Source organism: Pseudomonas sp. SMN11 (assembly GCF_052041945.1).
Classification (GTDB): domain Bacteria; phylum Pseudomonadota; class Gammaproteobacteria; order Pseudomonadales; family Pseudomonadaceae; genus Aquipseudomonas.
In genome coordinates this window covers 1-19,782 of sequence record NZ_JBKGGW010000052.1, presented here as the reverse complement: position 1 = coordinate 19,782, position 19,782 = coordinate 1, and the positions used below count along the sequence as shown (strand labels likewise).

Annotated in this window: 20 protein-coding genes and 3 pseudogenes; 14 read left to right on the top strand and 9 right to left on the bottom strand. The window is 61.6% G+C overall.

Features of this window, described 5'->3' with window-relative positions; translation table 11 throughout:
* Positions 1–17 precede the first annotated feature (17 nt).
* On the bottom strand, positions 18–1,601 hold the full coding sequence (locus ACLEJU_RS27090; RefSeq protein ID WP_435424873.1) for an aldehyde dehydrogenase (NADP(+)): 1,584 nt from the start codon (positions 1,599–1,601) through the stop codon (positions 18–20).
* 98 nt (positions 1,602–1,699) lie between these two features.
* Positions 1,700–2,647: a LysR family transcriptional regulator gene (locus ACLEJU_RS27085; protein ID WP_435424874.1), complete on the bottom strand. Its 948-nt coding sequence runs from the start codon at positions 2,645–2,647 to the stop codon at positions 1,700–1,702.
* A 116-nt stretch (positions 2,648–2,763) separates the two neighbouring features.
* On the opposite strand from ACLEJU_RS27085, the gene ACLEJU_RS27080 reads away from it, so the two are divergent.
* From ACLEJU_RS27080 to ACLEJU_RS27065, 4 genes and pseudogenes are all read left to right on the top strand, one after another.
* The gene (locus ACLEJU_RS27080; protein ID WP_435424875.1) at positions 2,764–3,846 is read left to right on the top strand and encodes a fumarylacetoacetate hydrolase family protein; all 1,083 of its coding nucleotides are present in this window, start codon (positions 2,764–2,766) and stop codon (positions 3,844–3,846) included.
* Positions 3,774–4,448, top strand: a pseudogene (locus tag ACLEJU_RS27075) (dihydroxy-acid dehydratase); the annotation flags it as partial. The gene ACLEJU_RS27080 and the pseudogene ACLEJU_RS27075, both read left to right, overlap by 73 nt.
* A gap of 77 nt (positions 4,449–4,525) precedes the next feature.
* Entirely contained in the window at positions 4,526–5,434 is a 909-nt protein-coding gene (gene glsB, locus ACLEJU_RS27070) for a glutaminase B (protein WP_435424876.1), read from the top strand.
* A 96-nt stretch (positions 5,435–5,530) separates the two neighbouring features.
* A pseudogene (locus tag ACLEJU_RS27065) lies at positions 5,531–6,038 on the top strand (autotransporter outer membrane beta-barrel domain-containing protein); the annotation flags it as partial.
* 153 nt (positions 6,039–6,191) lie between these two features.
* Here the strand turns inward: ACLEJU_RS27065 and ACLEJU_RS27060 are convergent.
* From ACLEJU_RS27060 to ACLEJU_RS27050, 3 genes are read right to left on the bottom strand one after another with little or no spacing between them, the layout of a single operon-like run.
* Complete coding sequence (locus ACLEJU_RS27060; protein ID WP_435424877.1) at positions 6,192–6,698, bottom strand: GNAT family N-acetyltransferase; 507 nt, start codon at positions 6,696–6,698, stop codon at positions 6,192–6,194.
* A gap of 29 nt (positions 6,699–6,727) precedes the next feature.
* Positions 6,728–6,952 carry a hypothetical protein gene (locus tag ACLEJU_RS27055; protein ID WP_435424878.1) on the bottom strand — a complete coding sequence of 75 codons (225 nt, stop codon included), beginning with the start codon at positions 6,950–6,952 and terminating at the stop codon, positions 6,728–6,730.
* 29 nt (positions 6,953–6,981) lie between these two features.
* Positions 6,982–7,182 carry a DUF1737 domain-containing protein gene (locus ACLEJU_RS27050; protein WP_435424879.1) on the bottom strand — a complete coding sequence of 67 codons (201 nt, stop codon included), beginning with the start codon at positions 7,180–7,182 and terminating at the stop codon, positions 6,982–6,984.
* Between the two features lie 109 nt (positions 7,183–7,291).
* Here ACLEJU_RS27050 and ACLEJU_RS27045 point away from each other — a divergent pair.
* A pseudogene (locus tag ACLEJU_RS27045) lies at positions 7,292–7,528 on the top strand (DUF2167 domain-containing protein); the annotation flags it as partial.
* A 164-nt stretch (positions 7,529–7,692) separates the two neighbouring features.
* Here the strand turns inward: ACLEJU_RS27045 and ACLEJU_RS27040 are convergent.
* Positions 7,693–8,571 carry a helix-turn-helix transcriptional regulator gene (locus ACLEJU_RS27040; RefSeq protein WP_435424880.1) on the bottom strand — a complete coding sequence of 293 codons (879 nt, stop codon included), beginning with the start codon at positions 8,569–8,571 and terminating at the stop codon, positions 7,693–7,695.
* A gap of 349 nt (positions 8,572–8,920) precedes the next feature.
* Here ACLEJU_RS27040 and ACLEJU_RS27035 point away from each other — a divergent pair, with 349 nt between their 5' ends.
* The 7 genes from ACLEJU_RS27035 to ACLEJU_RS27005 all read left to right on the top strand — a co-directional run bounded on the left by ACLEJU_RS27035 (position 8,921) and on the right by ACLEJU_RS27005 (position 14,716).
* Positions 8,921–9,166 (top strand): hypothetical protein, encoded by a 246-nt coding sequence (locus ACLEJU_RS27035; protein ID WP_435424881.1) that lies wholly within the window; start codon positions 8,921–8,923, stop codon positions 9,164–9,166.
* A 113-nt stretch (positions 9,167–9,279) separates the two neighbouring features.
* Positions 9,280–10,443, top strand: coding sequence for an AAA family ATPase (locus ACLEJU_RS27030; protein WP_435424882.1), 1,164 nt, complete (start codon positions 9,280–9,282; stop codon positions 10,441–10,443).
* A 121-nt stretch (positions 10,444–10,564) separates the two neighbouring features.
* Entirely contained in the window at positions 10,565–10,948 is a 384-nt protein-coding gene (locus ACLEJU_RS27025; RefSeq protein WP_435424883.1) for a hypothetical protein, read from the top strand.
* Between the two features lie 72 nt (positions 10,949–11,020).
* On the top strand, positions 11,021–11,401 hold the full coding sequence (locus ACLEJU_RS27020; RefSeq protein ID WP_435424884.1) for a hypothetical protein: 381 nt from the start codon (positions 11,021–11,023) through the stop codon (positions 11,399–11,401).
* Between the two features lie 31 nt (positions 11,402–11,432).
* Positions 11,433–13,133 carry an FAD-dependent monooxygenase gene (locus ACLEJU_RS27015; protein WP_435424885.1) on the top strand — a complete coding sequence of 567 codons (1,701 nt, stop codon included), beginning with the start codon at positions 11,433–11,435 and terminating at the stop codon, positions 13,131–13,133.
* 11 nt (positions 13,134–13,144) lie between these two features.
* Complete coding sequence (locus ACLEJU_RS27010; RefSeq protein WP_435424886.1) at positions 13,145–13,327, top strand: DUF2783 domain-containing protein; 183 nt, start codon at positions 13,145–13,147, stop codon at positions 13,325–13,327.
* A gap of 105 nt (positions 13,328–13,432) precedes the next feature.
* A complete protein-coding gene (locus ACLEJU_RS27005) occupies positions 13,433–14,716 on the top strand; it encodes an MFS transporter (protein WP_435424887.1) in 1,284 nt (427 codons plus the stop codon).
* Between the two features lie 33 nt (positions 14,717–14,749).
* Here the strand turns inward: ACLEJU_RS27005 and ACLEJU_RS27000 are convergent, their stop codons facing one another.
* Both ACLEJU_RS27000 and ACLEJU_RS26995 read right to left on the bottom strand, forming a co-directional pair.
* Complete coding sequence (locus tag ACLEJU_RS27000) at positions 14,750–16,141, bottom strand: amino acid permease (protein WP_435424888.1); 1,392 nt, start codon at positions 16,139–16,141, stop codon at positions 14,750–14,752.
* Between the two features lie 80 nt (positions 16,142–16,221).
* Positions 16,222–17,046 carry a phytanoyl-CoA dioxygenase family protein gene (locus ACLEJU_RS26995; protein WP_435424889.1) on the bottom strand — a complete coding sequence of 275 codons (825 nt, stop codon included), beginning with the start codon at positions 17,044–17,046 and terminating at the stop codon, positions 16,222–16,224.
* Between the two features lie 215 nt (positions 17,047–17,261).
* Between ACLEJU_RS26995 and ACLEJU_RS26990 the strand changes: the two genes are divergently transcribed.
* Positions 17,262–18,170, top strand: coding sequence for a LysR substrate-binding domain-containing protein (locus tag ACLEJU_RS26990; RefSeq protein ID WP_435424890.1), 909 nt, complete (start codon positions 17,262–17,264; stop codon positions 18,168–18,170).
* A 137-nt stretch (positions 18,171–18,307) separates the two neighbouring features.
* Positions 18,308–19,258 (top strand): helix-turn-helix transcriptional regulator, encoded by a 951-nt coding sequence (locus tag ACLEJU_RS26985; RefSeq protein WP_440776758.1) that lies wholly within the window; start codon positions 18,308–18,310, stop codon positions 19,256–19,258.
* A gap of 151 nt (positions 19,259–19,409) precedes the next feature.
* Here ACLEJU_RS26985 and ACLEJU_RS26980 read toward each other — a convergent pair.
* A partial coding sequence (locus tag ACLEJU_RS26980) for a hypothetical protein (protein ID WP_440776757.1) occupies positions 19,410–19,782 on the bottom strand: 373 nt, incomplete at its 5' end.

Genomic DNA, 19,782 nt, shown 5'->3' with positions numbered 1-19,782 from the left:
ACTATCAGTAGCGGTTGTCAGCAGATCGGATCTCGGCTGGGCTGCCCGTCGACCAGGCGCAGCAGCCCCAGCGGGTTGGCATCGCGCAGCGCCTCGGGCAGCAACGCATCGGGGAAGTTCTGATAGCACACCGGGCGCAGGAAACGGTCGATCGCCAGGGTGCCGACGGAGGTGCCACGGCTGTCGGAGGTGGCCGGGAACGGGCCGCCATGGACCATGGCATCACACACCTCGACACCGGTCGGGTAGCCATTGACCAGCACGCGGCCGGCCTTCTGCTCCAGCAGCGCGACCAGGGGCGCAGCGTGCGCAAGGTCGTCGGGCTCACCGATCAGGGTGGCGGTCAGTTGCCCGCCCAGCGCCTGCAGCGCAGCCAGCAACTGGGCCTGGTCGGCAAGCTCGACGACCACGGTGGCCGGGCCAAAGACTTCTTCCTGCAGCAGCGCTTCGCCCGCCAGCAGCAACTGCGCATCAGCCTGGAACAGCTGCGGCCAGGCCTGGTTGCCCTGTTGCTCGGCGCCGGCCAGCAGGCGCACGCCGGCATGCGCCTTGAGCGTGGCCACGCCATGGGCATAGCTTGCCAGGGTGCCGGCATTGAGCATGGTTTGTGGCGGCTGATCGGCCATCTGCACTGCCAGGTGCTCGACAAAGGCGCTGAACGCCGGCGAGCGTACCCCCAGAACCAGGCCAGGGTTGGTGCAGAACTGCCCACAGCCCAGCACCACTGATGCGGCCAGTTCGCGGGCCGCGGCCTCACCACGCGCGGCCAGCGCCCCGGGCAGCACCAGCACCGGGTTGATGCTGCTCATCTCAGCGAACACCGGGATCGGCTGCGGCCGCGCCGCCGCCATGTCGCACAGGGCACGGCCACCTTTGAGCGAGCCGGTGAAACCAACAGCCTGGATGGCCGGGTGCTTGACCAGCGCCTCGCCAACCCGGCCACCGTAGATCATGTTGAAGACCCCGGCCGGCATCGCGCAACGCTCGGCGGCTGCGACGATGGCCTCGGCCACCCACTGTGCCGTGGCCATGTGGCCGCTGTGGGCCTTGAACACCACCGGGCAGCCGGCGGCCAGCGCCGCGGCGGTGTCGCCACCGGCCGTGGAAAACGCCAGGGGGAAGTTGCTGGCACCGAACACCGCGACCGGCCCCAGCCCCATGCGGCACTGGCGGATGTCCAGACGCGGCAGCGGGGTACGTTGGGGCTGCGCACGGTCGATGCGAGCGCCGGCAAAATCACCGCGGCGCAACACGGTGGCGAACAGCCTCAACTGGCCGCTGGTACGCGCCCGTTCGCCGTGGATACGGACTGACGGCAAGGCTGTTTCCCGGCATACGGTATCAATGAAGTCTTCACCCAAGGCATCGAGTGCATCGGCGATTGCGTCGAGAAACTGGGCACGACGGGCGGCGGGCAAGGCCCGGTACACGGGATAGGCTGCGGCAGCGGCCTGGGCAGCGGCATCGACTTCCTCGTCGCTGGCCTGGTGGAACGCGCCTGGCAGTGGCTGCCCGGTGCGCGCATCGACACTGTACAAGGCCGCCTGACCGGTGGCGCGGCGAACCCCGCCGATGAATTGCTGGCCTGCGTGGGACGTCATGGATGATTCCTCGGCATTGCGATAGACATGGGGGGCTAATCTAGGCGGCTCTGCGATGCTTTCCCAATGGCATTTATCGATCATCCGATAACGCCGCGTTATCGCTCCGCGTCCCCTCGGCCCGCGTGGGCCAACAGGATTTCAGCGAACTCCAGTGCCGCCCCGCTCAAGGGCTCGCCCTTGCGGGTGAGGATGCCGTAATCCTGGGGCACCAGGTGCAGTGGGGTGTCGAGGTTGACCAGCACCCCGCTGGCCAGGTGCGGCTCGACCATCGCCTGGGGCAACATGCCGATCATTGGCCCGCCCAGCAGCACCTTGAGGAAGGTCTGCATGGAAATGGTATCGATGGTGTTACGCGGCACGGCCACGCCAGCCTCGGCGAATGCCCGCTCCATGCGTCCGCGAATGGGTGTGCCTTTGGGGTAGAGAATCCACGGCCACTCCAGCAGTTGCGGCAGGGTAACCGGGCCGGCTCCGCTCAACGGGTGCTGATCGTTGACCACGAAGCAGAACGGTTCCGGCGCCAGCGGCTGGAAGTCGAAGCGCTGCTGCTGGGACGCGTCGGTAAAGCGGGCCACGGCCAAGTGCAAGTGTTTGTCTTCAAGCATGGCCATCAGGTGATCGCTGGTCTGCTCCACCACCTCGATCGACAGCAATGGCTTGCGCTGTTTGATCTCGACGATTGCATCCGGCAGCGCCACGGCAGTTGCGGCAAAGATGCCGCCTACCTTCAAGTGCCCGTGCCCGCCCTGGCGCAAGTTGTCAATCTGGTCGACGAAGTTGCGCGCATCGTTCAAGGCGACCTGGGCATAGCGCAGCACCTGCTCGCCAAGCGCGGTGGGCGGCATGCTGCGCGGCAAGCGTTCGAACAGGGCGAAACCGAGCAGGTGCTCGATTTCCTTGAGCATCTTGCTGATCGCCGGCTGGGTCAGGTTCATCTGCTGCGCCGCCACATGCATGTTGTGCGTGCGCCCGAGGGTCTCGATCAGCAACAGATGGCGGAACTTGAGCCAGTTGCAAACGTGGGAAAAGGAAAGGTCCGACATGCAAGCCCCTGTCGCTGCGATAACCGCTTGTTATTGAATGGTGAGATTAAGCCATTGGAGTTTATCGCGCCGCTTGCCTAGCGTGCAGCTCTCACGTTCCGAGAGATTGCGATGCCATGCCGATGACCCTCACCCCCGCCAACACCCTGCCTGCGGACGGCCTGACCGGCACCCTGATCGGCCGCGCCTGGACCCCCGGCGAACCCGGCGGCCCCTCCCCGATCACCTTGCGCCCCGACGGTGTGTTCGACCTGTCCGAACGCTTCGCCACCCTCAGCCAGCTGCTGGAAAGTGAAGACCCATTGCACGCCGTGCGCAGCACCCCGGGCCGCTTCCTGGGCAGCCTGGAAGCGTTGCTGGCGAACAGCGGCGAGGCGTTCGACGCCAACCAGCCTTACCTGCTTGCCCCGGTCGACCTGCAAGTGATCAAGGCGGCCGGTGTGACCTTCGCCGCCAGCATGATCGAGCGAGTGATCGAAGAGCAGGCCGCCGGTGACGCCAGCAAGGCCGAAGCGGTACGCGCCACCGTGCACTCGGTGATCGGCGACAACCTGCGCGCGGTGCGCCCTGGCTCACAACAGGCCATGGCCCTGAAGGCGCTGCTGATCGAACAAGGCATGTGGTCGCAATACCTGGAAGTGGGCATCGGGCCGGATGCCGAAGTGTTCACCAAGGCCCCGGTGCTGGCGGCGGTTGGCAGCGGCAGCGCGATCGGCGTGCACCCCGGCTCGGCGTGGAACAACCCCGAACCCGAGGTGGTGCTAGCGGTCGACAGCCGCGGGCGCATCCACGGCGCCACCCTGGGCAACGACGTCAACCTGCGCGACTTCGAAGGCCGCAGCGCGCTGCTGCTGAGCAAGGCCAAGGACAACAACGCCTCGTGCGCCGTCGGCCCATTCATCCGCCTGTTCGACGACACCTTCGACCTGGACGCGGTGCGCCACTGCGTGGTCGATCTGGAAGTCCAGGGCGAGGACGGCTACCGCTTGGTCGGCAGCAGCTCGATGGACCAGATCAGCCGCGACCCTGAAGACCTGGTGCGTCAGACCCTCAACGCCAATCATCAATACCCCGACGGTTTCCTGCTGTTCCTTGGTACGCTGTTCGCCCCCATCGAGGACCGCGACCTTACGACGCACCGCTCAAGCACAGTGCAGGGTTCATCGTGCTCAGCGGCAATTTCTTCGACAGCGCAATAATGAAGATGTCGGTGGTCGGCGAGGCCTTCCGCAAGACCTACCTGGCCGAGCCCGGCAAGGAAAACAGCTTCGAGGCCAGGGCCATCGTGTTCGAAGGGCCGGAGGACTACCACGCGCGCATCGACGACCCGTCGCTGGACATCGACGAGCGTTGCATCCTGGTGATCCGCGGTGCCGGTACCGTGGGTTACCCGGGCAGCGCCGAAGTGGTCAACATGGCGCCCCCGGCCGCGCTGATCAAGCAAGGCATCGACTCGCTGCCCTGCCTGGGCGACGGCCGCCAGAGCGGCACCTCGGCCAGCCCGTCGATCCTCAACATGTCGCCGGAAGCGGCGGTCGGTGGCGGCCTGGCCTTGCTGCAGACCAACGACTGGCTACGCGTGGACCTCAACCAGCGCCGCGTCGACTTGCTGGTGGACGATGACGAAGTGGCGCGCCGTCGCGCGGCATGGAAGCCGAACATTCCGGCCTCGCAGACGCCCTGGCAGGAACTCTACCGCCAGCTGGTGGGGCAGTTGTCCACCGGTGGCTGCCTGGAACCGGCGACGCTGCACATGCGTGTGATTGCCCGGGAAGGCGGGATGCCGCGGCATTCGCATTAAGTGTGATCTCTGTGGTTCAGTCTTCGTCAGAAGCGCTACCCCTCGCCGTCGTCTGGGGACTGACCACAAGGCCTTCCATGCAAACGCTGTTGAACGAGATTCTCGACCAGGTGCGCCCCTTGATCGGCAAGGGCAAAGTGGCTGACTACATTCCTGCGCTGGCCGACGTGCCAGCGCAGCAGCTGGGCATCGCCGTGTATGGCAACGATGGCAGCTACTACTGCGCAGGGGACGCCCAGGTGCCGTTTTCGGTGCAGAGCATTTCCAAGGTGTTCAGCCTGGTCCAGGCGATTGGCCATTCCGGTGAAGCCATCTGGCAGCGGCTGGGCCACGAGCCCTCGGGCCAGCCGTTCAACTCGCTGGTACAGCTGGAGTTCGAGCGCGGGCGCCCGCGCAATCCCTTCATCAACGCCGGTGCATTGGTCATCTGCGACATCAACCAGTCGCGCTTTGCCGCGCCCACCTTGTCGATGCGCGATTTCGTCCGCCGACTGTCGGGCAACCCGCACATCGCGATCGATGCCCGCGTCGCCGATTCGGAGTACCAGTTCCGTGCGCGCAACGCGGCCATGGCTTACCTGATGCAGTCCTTTGGCAACTTCCACAACGAAGTCGAGACAGTGCTGCGCAGCTACTTCAGCTACTGCGCGCTGCAAATGAGTTGCCTCGACCTGGCCCGGGCGTTCTGCTTCCTGGCCAACGACGGGTTCTGCAAGCACAGCGGCGAGCAGATCCTGAGCCGACGCCAGACCCAGCAGGTGAACTCGATCATGGCCACCAGCGGCCTGTACGACGAGGCCGGCAACTTCGCCTATCGCGTCGGGTTGCCCGGCAAGAGCGGCGTGGGTGGCGGGATCGTGGCCATCGTGCCTGGGCAATTTACCGTGTGCGTGTGGTCGCCGGAGCTGAACGCGGCAGGCAACTCCTACGCCGGGATGGCGGCACTGGAGTTGCTCAGTTCTCGGATCGGCTGGTCGGTGTTCTGACCGGCGAAACCACAATGTGCGCGGCGTCACGTTCCGCAAAACGCTAGCACCTGCGTACTATTCTCATCACGTAAAGCGTCAACCACCATTGAGGCGCAAGCCTTCGGCAACTGGTCGAAGCTGAACGGCAACAACGGTGCCGGCGGCCTGCACCAGCGCGCACTGGCCGTGTGCTGATTGGCGCCGACGGCAGCATTACCCCGGGCTGGCGTGCCGGCGTTTACGGCGGTTACAGCCATACCAAGTTCGATGCCGACGACCGCGATGCCAAAGGCCAGAGCGACAACTACCACCTGGTCCTCTACACCGGCGCCCTGCTCGACGCCCTGCGCCTGAGTGCAGATGTGGGTTCAGCGACCACCTGAAGGGCGAGCGCGACGCCAACACCCTGCAGGCCAGTGGCGAGGCGGCTTATCGCATCGGCCTGGGTGAAGTGTCGCTGGAGCCGTTTGTAGGCGTGGCATACGTGAAGTACGACGCCGACAGCTTCCATGAAAAAGGCGGTGCCGCGGCGCTGGTTGTGCCCAGCGAGCAGCAGGAGACCTGGTTCTCGACGGTGGGCATGCGCGCCTCGACCCGTACCCGTGTGGCGGACCACGACACTCCATTCCCACACGCCAGCTTTAGCAGGCACAGCGCAAATCCTGAGACCTGCGCTGTAACTGTGGGAGCTGGCTTGCCTGCGATGGGCCGCAAAGCGGCCCCAACAATAAGCCCCAGCGCTACCTTGCAGGAGAACCCACCAACCAGGAGCTCATCAGAAGCGCGTCAATTGCAGTTCCATGGATTGCGACATCAGCATCGACCCCGGCCGCAACGGCTCCGGTTCACCGACAGGGCAAAAACCACTACTCTGATACAAGTGCATGGCAGCACTCTGTGCGATCGTCACCCCCAGGCACACACGTTCCGCACCGCGCCTATGCGCCCAAGCGATAGCTGCATCCAGCAACGCCCTGCCCGCTCCAAACCCTCGAAACGCAGGGTCTACCCACATCTGGAAAAGCTCGACGACAGCAGGCTCAGCAGCCGATGATTTACACCACAACAGGCCACAGGGCTCGGTTTGCTGAAAAGCAATCAAGACTTCAGCGCCAGTGGACTTGGCCGCTGCGCTGACCCGAGCGGCCCAGTCTGAATCCTCCCTGACGGCCTCACCTTCGTATTGGCTTGCAAAAGCATCCTGTGAGTCGTGCAAGGCCCTTAAACGCAAGTTTCGATAGACCTGCCATTCACTTGCCTCCAAAGGGCGTACGAACACCATGCGTTCTCCCAGCATTGCGCTTCACAGGCTTAGGCGATATCGATATCCGTCAAGCCGAGAACCTCAGCCTGGGCCAGTACTTCGGCGGGCGTGGCATCGGCTGGCGGCATGATCAGGCTGTTCTCACCGTCCCCGAAGTGCAGCACCATCAGATGCAGTGCCGCCTCGTGCACGGCAAACTGCGGCTGCTTCAGGTCAAAGGTGTGGGTGCAAGGCTGGCCATTGAGCAGGTAGCGAACGGCGTATGCGGGCATGAGAACCTCGAGAATTGACCATCAACCATTTATGAAGACAAGGCTACGTGGGCACCCGGCCAAGTCACAGCCTGCGCTACGATCACATCCTTTCCATTGAACGTGAGTGCAGGCCCGCCATGGAGTTGATACCCCAGCTTCAACGCATCACTGACCCTGTGGCAAAAGGAAGCGTCATCGGGGCCGGTGAGCACCCGGTAAATCGGCATTCCATCCGGTGGTTGAGTCATCTGCTCGGTCCTTGCGGTAGTAGGTATGTAGTCCGAGAGTACTGTTAATGGCAGGCGGACGGCTACGACCAGATCGAGTCTGGAGCGTGACCCTGTGGGAGCGAGTTCGAAGATCCTCGCCTTCACCAACTTCACCGACGGCAACCGCTACGCCGACTACGACGCCAAGACTGACAAGCTGGCGCCGTACGGACTGGCCGCCCTGGTCGCCGGTGGCATCGCCGCCAAGGCGGGCCTGTTCGCCAAGATCGGTGTTGCCTTGCTGGCGTTCAAGAAGTTCATCGTCCTGGGCTTGCTGGCCATCGCCGGCTTCTTCCGCAAGCTGTTCAAGCGCAAGCAAGCTTGATTCTGACCTGGCTCACCCTTGCTGGGTGGGCCACGGCCTACCACGAACGAGCCTACTGCTGAACGACTCCAAGCATCACTACCCCGCGTGGTGACCTCTGGTGGCCGCGCTTGTCGTAGCGATGGACAGCAAGCCACCAAAATACACGATGACCAGTGACGCCTTCAGTCCAGGCTCAACCAAGGTTTCAATTCAGCCCGGTTCGCCAATACCAACTGCTGGGCTTCAGGCCGGGCGTCATGCAAGTTCGGGTTTACGTGAAATCGTTTCACCACGTACTTCGCCAACGCTTGTGAGCTATCGACCACCAGTTGCCCATCAGTCATTGCGTAGTCCACTTCAATGATCGATCGTTGCGCCGGCGTCAGTCGCTCATCCGGCTTGAAGATGACAGCGATCTTCGTGTTCCACTCCACATCGTGCTCGATACCATTTTCCGTCTGATCGTCGAGAAGATCCGGCTCACCTCGAAAACGGCTCAGCACAAAGTCTCGGTATTCACGGTTCTTCTCGCAATAGGCCCGCACGTGCCAACGCATCCCGGTATACACCAACGTGTGCGGAGCAATAGTGCGTCCTTCCACCTCAGGGGTCTTGAACGATACATACTCGATGTCCAGGCGCCGCTTTTCCCGACAAGCCTTGAGCAATGGCCGTAGCACCTCCGGCCGCACAGAGCGATCAGGCACCTTCAGCACCTCAGTGTGCGCATAAGCGAGGTTCAACCCTTCGATATGTGGGGCACGCTCATCGTTGTGATTGAGCAGGTCCAGGTAAGCACTGGCACTGTCGTCGATGAACAAAGGCTTGAACTGCCGGGTCGGTACGTAACCTTTGATCTGCTTGTCGTAGACCAGGTTCTTCGAAGCGTATTCGGTGATGTAGGTGTTGATGTCCTTCGACGCCTGCTGTCGGCTGATGCCGAAGCATTGCATCAGATGATTCGTGGTCAGACGACCTTCCCACCAGACCACCGTTTCGATCAAGCGGTAGCGCAGGGCAAGGTCCCAGCGGATTTGATCCATACATTGCTTGTGTTTCATCGTGGGCCCTGAATGGTTGGCAGCGGGTAGCGACCAGACGAATGACGTGTCGTGAAATCCTACGTGTCTGCTCAATTACGATCAATACGTGCAAGACATGTAAAGTAATCATACGTATCAAGCAAATGGTCGAAAGCCTCTCTTTCGGGAGCGTTTCCCTCTTCAGGCCACGCCATCCGTGACCTGCGCGATAGCACATTGCTTTCACCCACCTATCCGCGGACCGGCCCAACCCAGTCGGGATCTGCACTAATCCTTTACCTGTACAAGTAGCCAATATGGACATGTAGTATTTATAGACATATCGTTTTGCTTACCGGCAAACAGCCACTACTCAAGGAAGCGATAAATGGAAACCCTGCAACTCGCATTGCTGAGCCTAAGCGGCATCACTCTGCTCACTCTCATGCTGGTGCACTCGCGGATTGGGGAGGTCTGGGACGTGGTGAGGAACGACCGGGACGTGCAGCGCATCGCTCGGATTCACGAGCACGAGAACAATGAACTGCGCTCCGAATTGCGCGCTGAACGTGAGCTGGTGGGGCAGCTGCGGCGCCAGGTTCAGGTGCTGTTGGGGGTGGCACCCGAGAGCTGAAGTATCCTGGGACGCGAACGTGAGCCAGCACAAACCGAACACCAGCTGACCGGTAGTAACGCCGCCCCAGTTCGGCCACAATCGGTCACTCAGTTCAAGCTGGGACGCACCGGATGCTCACCACCCTCGCCATCGGCAACTACCGCTCGATCAATCACCTTGTGTTACCACTAGGCCAACTCAACCTGGTGACCGGCGCCAACGGCAGCGGCAAATCCAATCTCTACAAGGCCCTGCGCCTGCTCGCCGAAACCGCCCAGGGCGGCGTGATCGAAGCACTGGCCCGCGAGGGCGGACTGGATTCGACCTGGTGGGCCGGGCCTGAGATGAGCGCACGCATGAAGCGCGGTGAAGTACCTATCCAAGGCCAGCATCCGACCGACGTCAAACGCCTGCGCCTAGGTTTTGCCACTGCAGATTTCGGTTTTTCCATCTCCCTAGGCCTGCCGATCCCCCTACCCTATCCCAGCGCCTTCATGCTCGACCCCGAAATCAAGAGTGAAGCCATCTGGGGCGCTGGCGCCTACCGGCCGGCTTCCTTGTTGGTCGAGCGCAGGAACGCCATGGTGCGTGCCCGGGAGGGCAACAGCTGGACAGTCCTCGATCAACATGCCGACAGCTGTGAGAGCTTCTTCAACATCGTTGGCCGCCCGCGCCAAGCACCGGAGATCGGTGAGCTGCGGGCTTTCATCAACAGCTGGCGGTTCTACGATCACTTTCGCATCGACCGCGATGCACCCTGCCGTCAGCCCCAGCTGGGCACTCGCTCGCCAGTGCTGCACCACGATGGCCGCAACCTCGCTTCGGCGCTGCAGACCATCATCGAGATTGGAGAAGTGGAAGACCTCGTGTCAGCGCTGGAGGATGCATTCCCCGGCAGCCGCCTGGAGATCGACGCGCCACCGGGCGGCCTGTTCAGCGTGCGGCTGCATCAGCATGGGCTGCTACGCCCGCTGGGTGGCGCCGAGTTGTCGGACGGCACACTGCGTTATCTGTTACTGATGGCCGCGTTGCTGACGCCGCGGCCCCCATCGCTGATGGTGCTCAACGAACCGGAAACCAGCCTGCATGCCGACCTGCTCCCGGCCTTGGCGCGGCTGATCATTCGTGCTTCGCAGCGCAGCCAGGTGTGGGTGGTGTCGCACAGCAGGCCACTGATCGAGGCGTTGACGGCGTGCGAGGGGTGCAATGTGCTGGAGTTGGAGAAGGTCCAGGGCCAGACCCAATTGCGCGGGGTCAGGCTGTTGGATGAACCGCTGTGGCACTGGATCGACTGATACATGAACGATGCGGGGCTGGGCCAGCGTTTCACTGGTAGAATGCGCCCCGCTTTTATTCCCCAGTCCGCAATCACAGTGCTGCGGCATCATTCGCCAATTTCATCTTTCGGGGTCACGGGTGTCGTCCATCAAGAAGCTTGCTGCTTTTGTCGTTCTGCTTGCTGGATGCGGGTATGTAGCCGTTGCATGGAATGAACATGCGGCATTCGAAAAAACCGGGGAGAGCCTGATCCGCCAACTGGGCTCTCAAATCGTTACCGACCTTGGGCGGATGAACAGCCAATGCAGAGCCGTGGCCAGGATCGACTCGATCGCCATCGAACCAGACGGGCTATTCGCGAAGAAGGGCTCGGCAGTGCTGCACATTTCCGGGAAGAACGACAGCGGTATTGCCATTGAATACGGTATGAAAACCGTGGGCAACAAGGTGTGGGTCCAGCCTGTGAGTCAAGTTTCCGCGCAGTCCTCAGTCATGCAATTTGGCTTGAAAAGCTGCAGTTAGAGAAGCACATCAGGTGGCGATAAGGTATGCCGCCAGGCCCTTGGCCAAGTGCCAAGGCTTCCAAGAGGACAGATGATCGAACAATCGGCTGGAGTTGCCCGCCAGCCCAGCGACCGCGAGATAGACGAACCACTTTCGCAGCGCTTTGGAGAGTTTTCTTTTCACGAATCGCAACAGACGGCACACCTTGGAAAATGCCCTGTCGCCAGAACGGAAAAGCCCAACCTATTGTTGGGCTTCAGCGCCACTCCTCACCGCGCACAGGAATGGCAGGACGGCGCTATGTTCGACAAAGCGGCAAAGGAAGTCAATCGGCCATTCTCCCCAAAGGCGCCTCCTGCTTTAAAGGCTCTACTCCAGCGGTTCTCGCCTCACCTGACATTTCGTCCAGCGTTGTCCCCTACAGGGGACATCGCGCCCTGCCACCTCAAGTACAGTCATCTGCACACCTGAATACCTACAAGAAATTAGGATGTGCACCGCCATGCATCACCCCCACAGCGCGCCCCGCCGCTCCCTCTATTTCAACTACCAGGTTTTCCCCGCCCACACCGCCAGCGTCGGCGCTGTCCGCCCTGAGCGCAAACCTGTGGTGGTGGCAGGCGCCGGCCCGATCGGCCTGACCACTGCCCTGGACCTGGCCCGACATGGCATTGCCTGTGTGGTGCTGGCCGCAGAGCGGCAAGTGAGTGAAGGTAGCCGGGCGATCGTGTTCACCCGCCGCTCGATGGAAATCCTGCAACAAGTGGGTGTCGCCGACCGGGTCTGCGCGCTGGGCTTGCCGTGGAGCTGTGGCAATTCGTTCTACCGCAACCGGCTGGTGTTCCGTATGGAGAACCCACACGACCCAGACGACCGCTTCGCACCCATGACCAACCTGCAGCAGCCCTGCCTGGAGCAGTTTCTGGTCGAGGCCGCCGAGGTCAACCCGTTGATCGAGCTGCGCTGGGGCAACCGCGTGACCGGTTTGACGCAGCATGACGGCTTCGCTCGCCTGGTCATCGACACCCCTGCCGGCAACTACGAACTGGACGCTGACTGGGTAGTGGCTGCAGATGGCGCACGCTCGACACTGCGCGCGCTGCTCGATCTGAAACTTGAAGGCACCGCCTACGAAGGCCGCTTCGTGATTGCCGATATCAAGATCGACCTCGGCCTGCCCACCGAGCGCCTGGCCTACTTCGACCCAGCCTGGAACCCGGGCAACACCGTATTGATGCATCGCGAACCGGGTGACATCTGGCGCATCGACTACCAGCTGCCGCCAGATGAAACCGCGGAACAGGCGCTGCAGCCCGAATCCTTGCGCGAACGCATCAATGCCCAGTTGCAGATGATGGGCGTAGAAGACCCGCAGTGGGAAATGGACTGGAGCTCGGTCTATTCAGCCCGCGCCCTGACCCTGCCGGATTACATACGTCAGCGCGTGATCTTCGCCGGCGACGCGGCCCACCTGTTGCCGATTTTCGGCGTGCGAGGCGCCAACACCGGCTTCCAGGATTGCCACGGGCTGGTGTGGAAGCTGGCCCTTGCCCTCAAGGGCCTGGCGGGCCCCAAGCTGCTGCCGTCCTATTCCAGCGAACGCGTGAGCGCCGCGCGGGAAATCATCAGCGAGGCCGGCAAGAGCACCCGTTTCATGGCGCCACCCACGGCGGGCTACCGCCTGGTACGCGATGCGGTGCTGTCGTTGTCGCTGACCCAGGCGTTCGTCCGGCCGTTATACCACTGGCGCACCTCGCGGCCACACGACTATGCCGACTCGGTGCTCAACTGTGCGGCTGACGACAACTCGCGTTTCACGGCCGGGCCGCGCAACGGCGCCCCGCTGCTGAACACCCGCCTGGGCGAGGACGAGTACCTGTTCGACCGCCTGGGCGCCAGCTTCTACCTGCTGTGCTTCACCGACAGCGATTGCATCCCAAGCGACGTGGTCGAGCAGGTACAGGCCATCCGCAGCAACGGCGTGCCCTTGGAAATCATCGCGATTGCGCAAAACGCCCAAGCCGCCATCAGTGGTGCAGACCAGCTGATCGACGACGCCAACGGCCACATGGCCGCCAAGTATGGCATCACCCGCAACGGCGCCTATCTGGTGCGCCCGGACCAGCACATCTGCGCCCGCTGGCTGCAGCTTTCTGCTGCACAACTGCACACCGCCGTCGACACCGCCCTGGGCAAACACTGAGAGGAAGCGCCATGAACACCTTGACCGCAGCAGACCTGGAAGTGGTTTACGACGTACTGGCAGAGGCCTTGGATCAGGCCACATCGGCCAAGGCCGAGCTGTTCCTGACCAAGCTGGCCTTGCTCAGCGCCCATGCACTCGGCGATGCCCAGGCCTTCACTGCGCTGACCCAGTCGGCGCTACTCGACTTGTAGGCCCTGCCGTTGCCGCTTAAACCAATAATAATCAGGCGCCCCATGCACCCGAACACTTCCCCACTCGCTACATCAACAACCGCCAGCAGTCCTCAGCACGCCGTGATGCGTAAAGTCTCCAGGCGCCTGCTCGGCTTTTTGTTCCTGTGCTTTGTGCTGTCGTTTCTCGACCGCATCAACATCGGCTTCGCCGGCCTGACCATGATGGGCGACCTGGGCCTGAGCAGCACTCAGTTCGGCATGGCGACCACGCTGTTCTACATCGCCTATGTCGCCTGCGGCATCCCCAGCAACATGGCCTTGGCCAGGGTTGGTGCACGCAGATGGATTGGCAGCCTGATGATCGCCTGGGGGCTGGCCTCGACCGCGACCCTGTTCGCAACCGATGCCAGCAGCCTGTACCTGCTGCGGATGCTGGTCGGTATCACGGAAGCCGGCTTCCTGCCTGGCGTGCTGCTGTACCTGACGTTCTGGTTCCCGGCGGAGTACCGCGCACGCGCCAATGCGCTGTTCATGATCGCCATGCCGTTTACCGCAGGCTTCGGCTCGGCACTGTCGGGGCTGATACTGAGCCTGGATGGCGTGTGGGGGCTGCACGGCTGGCAGTGGCTGTTCCTGCTCGAAGGCATGCCTTCGGTGATCATGGGCTTTGTGGTGTTCGGCTACCTGAACGACACGCCAGCCCAGGCCCACTGGTTGAGCCCGGAGGACAAGCAACGGCTACAGCAGGCCCTGGCCGCCGATAAGCCGACTGCAACGCGTACTGAGAAAGATGAGCCCGGCAGCCTGCTGCGCGAAATGCTCTCGCCTACGGTGCTGCTGTTCAGCCTGGTGTACTTCTGCCTGGTAAACACGCTGGCGATGATCGCCGTCTGGACGCCGCTGATCATCAAGAGCATCAGTGCCGCCGACAGCAGCAACAGCACCATTGGGTTTCTGGCGATGATCCCGCAGGTGTGCACTATCATCGGCATGGTGGTGTGGGGGCTGCATTCCGACCGCAGCCAGGAGCGCAGATGGCACCTGGTGCTGCCCATGCTGATGGCGGCTGCCGGTTGGTTGTTCGCAGCCTATGCCGGTAACCCACTGGTGCAGCTGTGTGGCATCTGCATGGCCGCCACCGGGTCTTACACCGCCATGTCGATTTTCTGGACGACCCCGGACCAAGCGCTGACGTTCAAGGCGCGGGCCATTGGCATTGCGGTGATCAATGCGTTCGGCAATATCGGTTCGGCACTGAACCCGCTGGTGGTTGGCTGGCTGAAGGACCTGACCCAGAGCTTCACGGCCGGGATCGTGTATGCCACGGCTTTGCTGGTGATCGGTGCACTGTTGACCTTCCTGCTGCCGCTGCGCCCGGCTACATCGGTTCCAAAACCTGCGCGGTAGGAGCGGGCTTGCCCGCTCCTACCGCTCAATGCATCAAGCGCTCGCAGACACTGCCCGTGGCGCACGCACACCCCACAACCAGTAACCCAGGGAGAGCAGAACCAACCAGCCAACCCCGACATACATTGCGGTGCGGCTGGCCGGGAACCAACCCAGCACGCCAAAGACGAACACCATGAACGCAATCGCGCAGGCTGGGCCCACCGGCCACAGCGGCACCCGATAATCCAGTGCCGCTACCTCCTCCTTGCTCATGCCGCGACGCATCGCCACTTGCGACAGCAGGATCATCAACCACACCCAGACAATCGAGAACGTGACCACCGCCGCCAGCACCAGGAACAGGTCTTCCGGCACCAGATAGTTCAATACCACGCCCAACAGCAGCGCCACACCCATGACCGCAACCGTCATCCACGGCACACCGAAACGCGACAGGGCTGCAAACCCCGCAGGCGCCTGGCCGTTCTGCGCCATGCCGTACATCATGCGCCCTGCGCTGAAGATATCGCTGTTGATCGCCGACACGGCCGCAGAAATCACCACGATGTTCAACACCGTTGCCGCTGAACTGATGCCCAGGCCGCTGAAGATCTGCACGAACGGGCTACCGTGGCTGCCAATGCTGGTCCACGGGTAAATGGCCATGAGCACGAACAGGGTCAGGATGTAGAACAGCAGGATCCGCAGCGGCACCGAGTTGATGGCCTTCGGCAATACGCGCTTCGGGTCCCTGGCTTCGCCTGCGGTGATGCCGATCATCTCGACCCCGCCAAAGGCGAACATCACCACCGTGAACGAAGCGATCATTCCCCCGACGCCATTAGGGAAGAACCCGCCATGGCTCCAGAGATTCGAGACGCTGGCCACAGTGCCTGCATCGTTGTTCAGCTGAATACCCAGTAGCAGCACCGCCGCCCCTGCCACGATCATGGCAACGATAGCGGTCACCTTGAGCAACGACAGCCAGAACTCCATTTCCCCGAACACTTTCACGCTGCACAGGTTCAATGCCCCGATGAAGAACACGATCCCAAGCACCCAGATCCACGCAGGTGTTTCCGGGAACCACAGCCCCATGTAAACGCCAAACGCTGTCACATCTGCCAGGCACACCACCAGCATCGAGAACGCATAACTCCAACCTGTCAGAAAACCCAAGTAGCGCCCCAGATATTGGCTGGCATAGTGGCCAAACGAACCGGACACCGGGTTATGCACCGCCATTTCGCCAAGGGCGCGCATCATCATGTAGATGGCCGCGCCCCCGATCAGGTAGGCCAGCAACACCGAAGGCCCTGCCAGTTTTATCGCCGATGCCGAACCATAGAACAGCCCCGTACCGATAGCAGAACCCAACGCCATGAAACGAATATGCCGGGTCGACAGCCCCCGCTTAAGCTGGTGTGAGGATTGAGCGTTCATAGATACCTTCTTGATCTTATTATCAGGTCCGCACAACGCAGATGCCGTGCGGTTTCATCAGGCACGCATCACTTCAATCTTCAAGCCCTTGGCCACAGCACCGGGAACAGCTCATGGTCCATCGGCGCACCGCTGGCCAGTTGCGTTTCAAGCCCGGGAAACTGTGGCGAAGTTTTCCACTGGCGCGGCGCATGGGTAATGTCATCGCCCAGGAAGCGCACCGAGAATGCACGACGCCGGCGATTGCCACCGACACCACCCGAGGCGTGCAAGGTCAGCATGTGGAAGAACACCGCATCGCCCGGGGAGAGCTCCCAGCCGAGGATGTTCCAGGCGCTGCGATCGGCCTCGATATCCGGCAAGTCCGCCAGGCTGCCCTCCGGGAACCATTGCGCCTGGCTGTCGAGGAAACTGCGCGGCATCAGCCACGGCCCGAGGTGCGAGCCACCGACAAACTCAAGGGTGGACTCCCGCGCGACAGGGTCGATGGGCATCCACATGCTGCAGTTCTGGCGCCCGTCAATGTTGTAGTACGGCTGGTCCTGATGCCAGGGCGTGCGCTGGCGCGTGTTGGGTTCCTTGACCAGCAGGTGATCGTGATAAAGCCGGGCTGTTTCGCTGTTCATGAGTTGAGCGGCAACGCTACCCACCCGGCTTTCCAGGATGAACTGGCGATAAGCTGAAATATCGCGCCAGTTGCAGAAGTCTTCGAAGAACCAACCCGGATCATCCGGGCGGCTGGCCACTTTGGCGCGCTCGCTGGGGGTTTTCAGGTTCTGTTCGATGCCGGTTTCGAGCAGTGCAACTTCTTGCGGCGTGAACAGGTTACGCACACAAACGGCACCATCACGCTGGAACGCCTCGATGGTTTCATTATCCAGTTGAAATTCAGCGGACTGTTTCATGAAGCACCCTTTAGTCTTTTTATTGGGGCCGGCGCATACAAGTTGCCCTGTATTTCTTGCGCCAAGTAAAAACAAGGCAACAAACTGGGTGCACCGCCTATTTCACTTAACGGGCGATCTGGCTTTTAACTGAAGTAAGCAAGGTGCAAGGCGAGTATTGCTTTTCGGTACCAATAGGAAAAGAATATATTTCCTAATTTTGAGTATAGGAAAACATGATAGGGTTCTCCTTCAGGCAGCTCGAGTACTTCGTCGCCGTGGCCGAACATGGCAGCATCAGCGCTGCCGCGAGAGCCCGGCACGTCTCACAGCCCTCGGTTTCGGTGGCGATTGCCCAACTTGAAGAAGCGCTGAACGAACGCCTTTTCCGCCGCCAGGTCAGCCGCGGGCTGGAGCTGACGTCAGCCGGCACGCGCTTGCTGGCCCAGGCCCGCGAAATCATCGGCATGGCCATCGCCATGAATCAAAAGGCCGACCCCACACTAGGCACGCTGCGAGGCAACCTGTCGCTGATCTGCTTTCAAGACTTGGGCCCTTACTACGCACCACGGCTGCTATCGAGCTTTCGCAAGCAGTACCCCGAGGTCGAGGTGACCCTGTTCGAGACCGACCTGGCAGGCGTACAACGCCACCTGAGCGCCGGCAAAGCCGAACTCGCGCTGACGTATGACATCGGCCTCGACCCCACGATGCCACGCCAGATACTGGCGGAGTTGAAACCCTACGCGCTGATCGCCACCGACCATCGGCTGGCCCACCTGGCCGCGATACCGCTGCAAGAGCTGGCGCAAGAGTGCGTGATCCTGGAAGACATCGCACAAACCCGTGAGTATTTTCTCTCACTGTTCTGGGCGCATAACCTGCAACCACGCACCCAGCAATTTACCCAGACCTTCGAGATGCAAAGAGGCCTGGTCGCCCATGGCTACGGCGTCGCCCTGTCCTGCACCCGCCCCGCAGGTGACCACTGCTATGACGGCACGCCGCTGTTATGCCGGCCACTGCTGGAGGACGTATCACCGCAAAAAGTGGTGCTGGCACAATCAGGCGCGATGCACCCATCCCCAGTAGCGGAGGCATTCAAGGCCTGGGTTGCCCAGGAGATATCAGCCCAGCCAACCTGAGCAGCCTCAGCGCCGCACTCTAATCCGGCGCAATACCTGTAGGAGCGGCCTTGTGTCGCGAAAGGGCCGCAAAGCGGCCCCATTCACCTAACTCACAGCATCAGTAATCTACCCGCAAACACCACACACCCCGCTCCATGCACCGCACCACCCTTCCGGCCACCCCGCGCCGCATTCACAAATTAGGTATCCTGCCCAACAGCCCACGCCAAGGGGCCGCCCAAAACAATAAATCATGCCTTTTCCCCAGGGAGCACAGCATGGAATTCTGGCCACTACGCCCCTCCACGACCGACTTCCGCCTGAGCATCGAGCAAACCGCCACACTGCTCTCCCGCACCCGCGAAAGCCACGGCAAGCTACTGGCCGCCGACATGCTGAAACTGGTCAGCGCCCAAGTCCCCTTGGCCCAGTGCACCATCTTCGCCTACAGCCCCAACCGCAGCCCGCAGATCATTTCCTTCGCCGACCGCGCCCGGATGATCGAGCTGCCCAGGATCTCCAGCAACTACGCCGAACGCTTTTACAGCATGGATGGCAACCAACAGGCGATGACCGCGCGGCCTAGCCGGTCGACAAGCGACCGCATCCTGGTGCAACGCCAAGGCATCGAAGACATCACCCACCGCGACTACCGACGTATCTGCTACGAACTGCCGCAGATTTCCGAACGGGTTGCGCTGCTGACCCATTGCGAGGGTAACCGCTGGCTGTCGGTGAATTTCTATCGGGGGCGTGAACATAGGCGTTTTTCAGCCAATGAGATAAGTGTCATCGAAACAGCGGCGCCGTTGATCGTACAAATCTCGCGTCTGCATTACCGGGCTTATCTCGAAGCCAATGAAATGCCGGCGCTGCTCAGTGAACGAGTTGTCAGTCTGTACCCGGAACTGACTCGGCGTGACCAGGAGCTGCTGCAATTGATGCTGGCTGGGTGTGAGGTTGAGGACATCAGCGCGAGGATGGGTATTCAGCTGTCGAGTGCGGCTACGTATATCAAGCGGCTGTATCGCAAGTTGGGGATTTCCGGGCAGCGGGAGTTGTTGGCGCTGGCTACGCAGCGTAAGTGGTCGAGTCAGGTTCATTAACTAGACCGCTCCAAAATCCGCGCGGCAGACGCACTTTGGGATTACCCCATACAACCGCCATATGGCTGCAAGGTTCGATACGCAGCGGGTCACCAGCGCAAACCCGCTGCTACGTTTTATTCAGCCACGGAGATCAGGGTTCGTCCCTCGATCAGTTAACTGGAACAAGGCGCTCGCGCTGAGCGGCAGTCAAATCGTCGATAACGCCAACTTTCAGGGGCTGCTCGCCAGTCTCCGCCAATGGTTTGCCCATATCTGCAGACGCGAATTCCGGCAGCTTGTACATGGCGCCGGTCAGGGGATCGACTATCAGCATACCGATAACCCCGCCGAGCAGGATATTGCCCCAGTACCAACCGCTCAGGCTCGAATCCAGTTCCACGGTCTTGTCTGGGTACCCTTCCTTCTTGAATCGGAGGGTATAGGTCTGCCCCGAGAAATAGCCTTTTCCAGACTTCAGGGTAACGGTGCTTGGGGTATTGCCGGAATGTACTACGGTGCCGTTCTTGTCGGTGATTTCAAAG